The sequence below is a fragment of the Mesorhizobium sp. M1322 genome (genome assembly GCF_040318085.1).
Taxonomy (GTDB): Bacteria; Pseudomonadota; Alphaproteobacteria; order Rhizobiales; family Rhizobiaceae; genus Mesorhizobium.
Genome location: NZ_JAMYLP010000158.1, coordinates 1 through 6,502 on the forward strand (window position 1 = coordinate 1; position 6,502 = coordinate 6,502).

Below are 6,502 nucleotides of genomic sequence, written 5' to 3' on the forward strand. Positions count from 1 at the left end.
ACAATTGGCATCGTCCACACGGCAGCCTAAAGTCCAAACCACCCATCAGTCGCCTCGATATAACCCTGGACAACCTGTTGAGGCTCCACAGCTAGTTCGCGGCCGCCGCCCCTGGTGGGGCCTGCAGCGTAATTGTGATGGTGTCACCCGGAGCGAGCAGAGTATCTTCAGTCGACTCGGTCGTCGCTGCCTGTCCGTCAGTGGATCGCGTTACACCGATCGTAATTCGGTCCCCTTCGCCTACAAGGTCGCTGCGCATCTGCAATGCGTAGGCGATTTGTTTGGTCAATGAATCCATCTCAGCGCGCATTTGCGTCATCGCCGCGCGTTCAATCTGCAAGTCAGCCAACAGCTCGATTCGACCCTGGTCGATAAACTTATCAAGACTGCGCTGCAAATCCCCTTGGTCGCGTTCAAGTCGAGCGATCTCAGCATTGGTTTGCAAAGCGCGGGTCGCTGACAAGAGCACTGCGCGTTGAGCAGAGTTGACGCTAGTGATCTGGACCAGACCTTTTTCGAAGAGCTTCTTGAGGCGATCAAGTTCCACCGCATCTGCGGCGGCGCCCGCTTGATCCGCCTTCTGCTGCTCCTTCAGATAGCCCATTCGCTCCGCCGCCTTGGTTGTGGCCAACTTAATCGAAGCGCGCTCCTTCTCCTGATCCGCATAGACAGCTTCAAGATGCTTCCCCTCCTGCTGCAAAGCTTCGTCGCGACGAGGTTCGAGGCTCGGGTCACGTTCTGCGTCCGGAACCTCAATCGCTCTGGCGCCGCTCAGCTGTGCCTCTATGCGAGCAGCTTTGATTTCGCTTTCCTGGTATTTGATGCGCAGAATGTGGAGGCGGCCGCCAAGGTCCGCTGCTGTCATTTCAGGGTTTTGAAGCTCACCGCGACCGAGCTGGTAGCCGCCGCCAGCCGCCACAGCTTGTCGGACAGTCATTCCTGGTCTGAAGGGCTGAATCCCAGGAGAGGCAATGTCCCCGTCAATATAGACGGGTCGGTATTCCTCGATATCAACTACAATCTGATCCGGGTAAAAACCAGTCCAAGTCTCAGTGCCGTCGGCGGACCGTTGCGGAAGGGATTTTGGTTTTAAAACCTCAATTGCCTCCTTGCGAACATCCTCTATTGTCTTCCCGAGAACGTTTAGGGGGCCCAGGGCCGGCAACACAATTACACCGCTTTGGTCGATCACAGCTCGCTTTTGCATCTCGGGATAGCCTAGGACGGCGAAGCCGATCACGTCGCCAGTCTGCAGACGGTACTCGCCGGCATCGTACTCCTCTGCTAGGGCAAGGCCATTCGACAGATTCGCGTTTGCGAACAACAGAAACATGCATGCGAGCGCAGCGCGGCTGCCTGCCCGTATCCAGCGCACCGATCTATTCAACATTCGCGATCACCCCGCAATGCTCGAGCATGACATCGACGCAGACCTTTCTCACAACGCCATTCTTTTGAGGCGAATTTACGCTCTGAACAATGGCATGGCCAGTCCGTGTGGCAAGCCTCTCTTGGCTGCGAACGGGAGTTGGTCGCCTGGAAGCAACGTCTTGGCACAGGTTAGGGCGTCTTTATTCGCACCTGCTAATATATCGGTCGCTCTGACCCGTTCCGATATGTTATGATGGTTAGTGCGCTGAGGCCTGGATAGCCAAGGAGCGCGTCACGCGAGCGGCTGCGAGTGGGACGGCGATGTCCTTTTTGCTTTTTTTGCGAGGCTTTATCATAGTACTGTTGGCCTTCGCCATCAGTATATATTTGCTCACCGACTCCCTCTGGGGCACGTTTGTCCAAACGTTAATTTGTGGGATCTTGATACAGATTGGGTACTTTGTTGCTGTCATGCTGCTAGTGTGGCGCTCGGTCTCCAAAGAATCGGTGACTCCCTCGGCCTCCAAAGAATCGGTGACTCCGAAGTCACACATCGCGCGATGAGTCCGAAAGGGAGCGACTGCCGAGCCACTTAGTAAGTGAGGCGGGCCACTCTCCACCTTTAGGCTCTGGCTGCTAGAGCAGGACGATCAGCAAGATGACACCCCACACCACGAAACAAAATGTGACTGCAGCCTGTCTTATTCGGACACCGGAGAGGCTTTCCGCGAGGCGCCAGATGCGCGCAGGATCCTTGCGGTGATCGTTATCGTGCGTCAGTGATCGACGAGTCATTCCTGTTTCCCGCAGAACAGGCTCAACCTGAGCCAGGAATCTCTGCTCAGATGTTTTGCCATTTGGCAATACGACTCAGTTACTTCCTTCAATTGGAGCTTACGACATGCAGCGGAATTGCGGCAGTCGGAACATGGGCCGTGTGAGGTTTCATTATTGCATCGAGGTTAGGAGTTGCGCCTTTGGCGAAGAGCAGGCTGATGCCCGCCCGAGCGGTGTGCCTGTGCTCCGCCGGCGTCGACACTGAATTTGCAGACATTTAGTCAGACAATGTGGTATGGTGTTTGTTACTACCAATGCGCTGCCAGTCTCATCCGACAGGTTTGAAGGCTTATGCTCCGCGAAGTTGAAAAACACCCGGATTCTGCCTTCACATCCGGCGATCCTCAGTGGGGAACGATTGATCTCGAAACGCTCCTGGCGGCAGCGCAACGGCAGTTGAGGTTCGTCCTTACGTGCGCGCTCGCAGGACTTGTACTGGGGCTGGCGTATCTTTGGGCCGAGGTGCCCTTGTACGAGTCGACCGCCAGAATCCTGATCGACAAGAACCAGCCATCCGTCGTGACGAAGTTAACAGAGAGCGGAAGCTCCGCACAGCTTGACCCGATGATGCTGAGCCAGGTCGAATTGTTGCGTTCCGACCGGATCGGGCTAAAGGTCGTTGACAGCCTCGGTCTTGCTACCGATCGCTCTTTCTTGTCAGCGCCATATTCATTGCTCAACAGTCTCACAGGATCGGTCGCTCGGTTGGTGTGGCCATTCATCGGCAGTTCCGAAGCAAGCGGAGCACCCGTGAAATCGAGTTCCGAGCGAGGATCCGATCTTCGATGGCAGGCATTTGGCATTCTGGCTGAGAATATAACGGTAGCTCGGGTAGGGGATTCTTACATTCTGCAAGTCCAATTTCGGTCGCCTAGCGCCGAAATGGCGCAAAAAATAGCCAGTAAGTATGCAGAAATCTATATCTCTGACCAAGTCGGAGCCAAAGACGAGTCGATTATCCGAGCTCGCAGCGCACTGGCGGAAGAGCTCGAGACGGTGCGGAAGCGATCGGTCGATGCCGAGCTCGCAATCCACAGGTTCCGAACAGACAATACGCTGACCAAGGAAACGCTGGTTACCTTGCGCCAGCTCGAACTTGAGGCGTCCTCTCTCAAGTCGCAATATGAACAGGTTCTGCAGCAGTATCAAGCAAGCCTGCAGAACCTTTCGATGGTGTTGACGGAGGCGCGGACTATCTCGGAGGCACCATACCCCGGCAGACCGAGTTCTCCGAACAGCAGTCTTACGTTGGCGTTCTGCGTCGTGCTCGGCGTCATGGTTGGCGCCGGTGTGGGCGGAATTCGGGAGTACCGGGAGCGCTTTTTCCGCACGACGGCTCAAGTGCGCGATGAGCTCGGACTTCAGACGCTCGGAATGATCCCTTTGCTGGACGGGAAGCCAATTCACCGAAACAAGCACGATCATGCGGCCGGAGAGCCGTCATTCATCGAGGTGGGTAACAGCGCTTTCAACTGGGTAGAGCAACATCCGCGCTCGGAATTCGCTGAAGCGATGCGAACTGTGAAAGTCGCTGTTGATGTCGAGTTACCAAGGAAGAGCACCAAGGCGCTCGGCATCGTGTCTTGCCTCCCGGGAGAAGGGAAGTCTCTGGTCGCTGCTAATTTAGCGATGGTTCTTGCTATGCAGCGTTGTAAGACGTTGTTGATCGATGCCGATATCCACAATCCGGGCTTGTCCCCTATGTTAGCCAACGGCTGGGAACGAGGCCTGGCGAACTTGTTGGCTGGAGAACTCAATCCGAGAGACGTGCTGGCCCATCAGTCATTGCCATTGAGGTTCCTGCCCGGCGTGAACCAGAGCCAACAAAAGCTCGCAAACACCGTGCAGCCTATCGAGAAAATGGGGGACTTTCTGCTCAAGGTCGGCCCGATGTTCAATTACGTTGTCGTTGATTTGCCCCCGTTGGCTCCAGTCGCGGACGTGAGGTCCTTTATCCAGCACCTCGACGGCCTTGTTCTGGTTGTTGAATGGGGTGTAACCGCTCGTACGTTCGTGCGCGAAACCCTAGACAACAACCCGATCCTGGCGGATAAATGCATCGGCGTTCTGCTCAACAAGGTCGATATCAAAGGAATCAAGCGGTACCAAAAGTTCGGCAGCGCCGAATTTTACAGTAAACGTTATCATCGGTATTACCAGGCCTAGCTGCGGAGCAGGCGGCCGCCTATAGTATCCCATCATATCGGCTAAAGGCGAGGCGGGCGGCGTTGGGAGTTCTTGACCCATGATATCTCAGCCTCCGCACGGCATCATCCTGATGACGTACGAGTATCATCCATTTCCTGGTGGCATCGGAACATACGCCGGACGGTTGGTCGACATCGTTCGCGCTGGTGGCCACGCTGCGACCGTCATAGCGCCTGCCTATCCTGACCTTCCTGCCGTTCCTCAGGAGCCGGATACCCATCGCATTCTGCGGCATCATCAAATTTCTCCATTCGGGGCGTTGCGGGCGCTTTCTATTCTGCGCAACGTTCCTAAGGACAGTTTGTTTTTGGCCGCCGACATACGCAGTGTACTTGTGACATTTGTGCTACGACCGTTCCATCGCAGAGGGTATCGAGCGATGATTCATGGCAGCGAAGTCAGCAAATTCAGGACCGATTCCATCCTTTTTCGGTTTGTACGCCGCGCCTACGAAGGAGCAGATGTCGTTTTCGCCAACTCACATGCGACGCTGCGGATCTTTTCCGAAAATTTTGGAATGCCCCGGAAGGGTGTCGTCACGTATCTCGGCGTGGATCCCATGTGGTTTCAGCCAATCCATGGGAATTTTGAACACCCGCAACTTGCAGCTGTACCACAAGCTGCAAGCGTCATTTGCGCAGTCGGACGTATCGAGCCTCGGAAGGGCCAGTTGGAAACTGTCCGGGCCATCGCGAGCGCGCGCGATGAATACGGATTAGACAATCCGATCTTTGTGATGGCTGGACGGGCCGAAGATCAGGCCTATGCCTCAAAGATATTGGATGAAGCGGCACGATCTCGTGTTCCAGTGATCGCGACCGGTAGGCTGTCCGACGACGACTTAAAGCGCTTATACCGCCGTGCGGCGTGCCACACATTGTTCGCACGAGATCTACAGGGAAAGATCGAGGGCTTCGGGCTAGTGTTGGTTGAGGCCGGTGCGCAAGGATGTCCTTCGATAGCGACGGCCGTCGGCGGCATACCTGAGGTCATGGGCTCCACTGGTGTGCTGGTGCCCCCGGAGGACGTGACCGCGATGGCCCGCGCGATAGCAACCTATGGGGCCAATGCAGACCTGCGTGAGCGCGACGGTGCTCTTGCCAAATCACGGGCACGCACCTTCGACTGGGCAACTTGTGCAGGCGCGACGTTTCCGGAGCTGAAATGGGGCTGAGCCCGAGGCCAAAGTAGCTGCTCAGCTTTTCCGGAGTCGGGAACCAATGAATATCGTCAAACGATGAAAGGATCGTTGAAGCAACCACACGGAAGTCCGCCCGGTATCGTCATCAACCGGAAGCTCGTGATCCTTGAGCGATTGTTTGGCGAGAGTTTTATCAAGCTCGGCGAGTTGCACCGATACACGTTCGAGCTCGTTGACGCCTTTGTTAACAATGCCGCCGAGCGCGCTCTGCGCGGTATCGCTCTGGGGCGAAAGGCATGGCTCTTCGCCGAATCGCAGCGCGGTGGAGATCGCGGTGCGTACATTCGCTGATCGTTACGGCAAAGATGTACGACATCGGCACTCAGGCTTAGCTGGCGGATGTCCTCGCCCGGATCCCGAACATCCCCGCGTATCCAGACTGCCGGAATTGCTGCCATATGGAATTGGAAGCCCCGCCGGAAACACTCGGCAAGAGGCCGCCTGATGGCACACCCAACCATGGTCTACACGATCGAGTACGTCGCAACGCGGATCGGCGAGAACCTCGAACTCCTCCAAAAAATCGCCAGCAACTCAGACAATATCGACTACGGCGAAATGATGTACGCCCACGACGGAACCGACGAGGGAATCACTACTTCACCGAGAGCCTGAAGGAGTTCCTCGCAGACGTACGGACCCGGGAGGGCGGTGTTCGACAATTCCTCCTGGATTCCCAATGCGATCTGGAAATGATCGAGCGGATCGTGGCAGACGAGCCGAAATCATAATCTCCGCGGCCTTGGCCGGTCGCGGCCGTTCTCGTGCTTGGCGTACAGATCGAATATACTGTAAGCGCTGTTCTCAGGCCACGGCCCTGAGTTCGGGAGCCGGGATGTAGGCCCAGGGCAGCAGGTCGTCGATCTGGCTGTTCGGGTGGCCATT

4 protein-coding genes and 2 pseudogenes are annotated in these 6,502 nt (G+C 56.2%); 5 read left to right on the forward strand and 1 reads right to left on the reverse strand.

Translation table 11 applies throughout. From position 1 onward, the window contains the following. Nucleotides 1-91 precede the first annotated feature (91 nt). Nucleotides 92-1,390: a polysaccharide biosynthesis/export family protein gene (locus tag NKH12_RS29475; RefSeq protein ID WP_352956346.1), complete on the reverse strand. Its 1,299-nt coding sequence runs from the start codon at nt 1,388-1,390 to the stop codon at nt 92-94. A 302-nt stretch (nt 1,391-1,692) separates the two neighbouring features. Here NKH12_RS29475 and NKH12_RS29480 point away from each other — a divergent pair, with 302 nt between their 5' ends. From NKH12_RS29480 to NKH12_RS29500, 5 genes and pseudogenes are all read left to right on the forward strand, one after another. Next, a complete protein-coding gene (locus NKH12_RS29480; RefSeq protein WP_352956347.1) occupies nt 1,693-1,935 on the forward strand; it encodes an exopolysaccharide production repressor protein in 243 nt (80 codons plus the stop codon). A 564-nt stretch (nt 1,936-2,499) separates the two neighbouring features. Beyond that, nucleotides 2,500-4,374: a Wzz/FepE/Etk N-terminal domain-containing protein gene (locus NKH12_RS29485; protein ID WP_352956348.1), complete on the forward strand. Its 1,875-nt coding sequence runs from the start codon at nt 2,500-2,502 to the stop codon at nt 4,372-4,374. A 79-nt stretch (nt 4,375-4,453) separates the two neighbouring features. After that, on the forward strand, nt 4,454-5,590 hold the full coding sequence (locus NKH12_RS29490; protein WP_352956349.1) for a glycosyltransferase family 4 protein: 1,137 nt from the start codon (nt 4,454-4,456) through the stop codon (nt 5,588-5,590). 213 nt (nt 5,591-5,803) lie between these two features. Beyond that, nucleotides 5,804-6,040, forward strand: a pseudogene (locus tag NKH12_RS29495) (transposase domain-containing protein); the annotation flags it as partial. 21 nt (nt 6,041-6,061) lie between these two features. Further along, nucleotides 6,062-6,348, forward strand: a pseudogene (locus NKH12_RS29500) (hypothetical protein). The last annotated feature ends 154 nt before the right edge of the window (nt 6,349-6,502 follow it).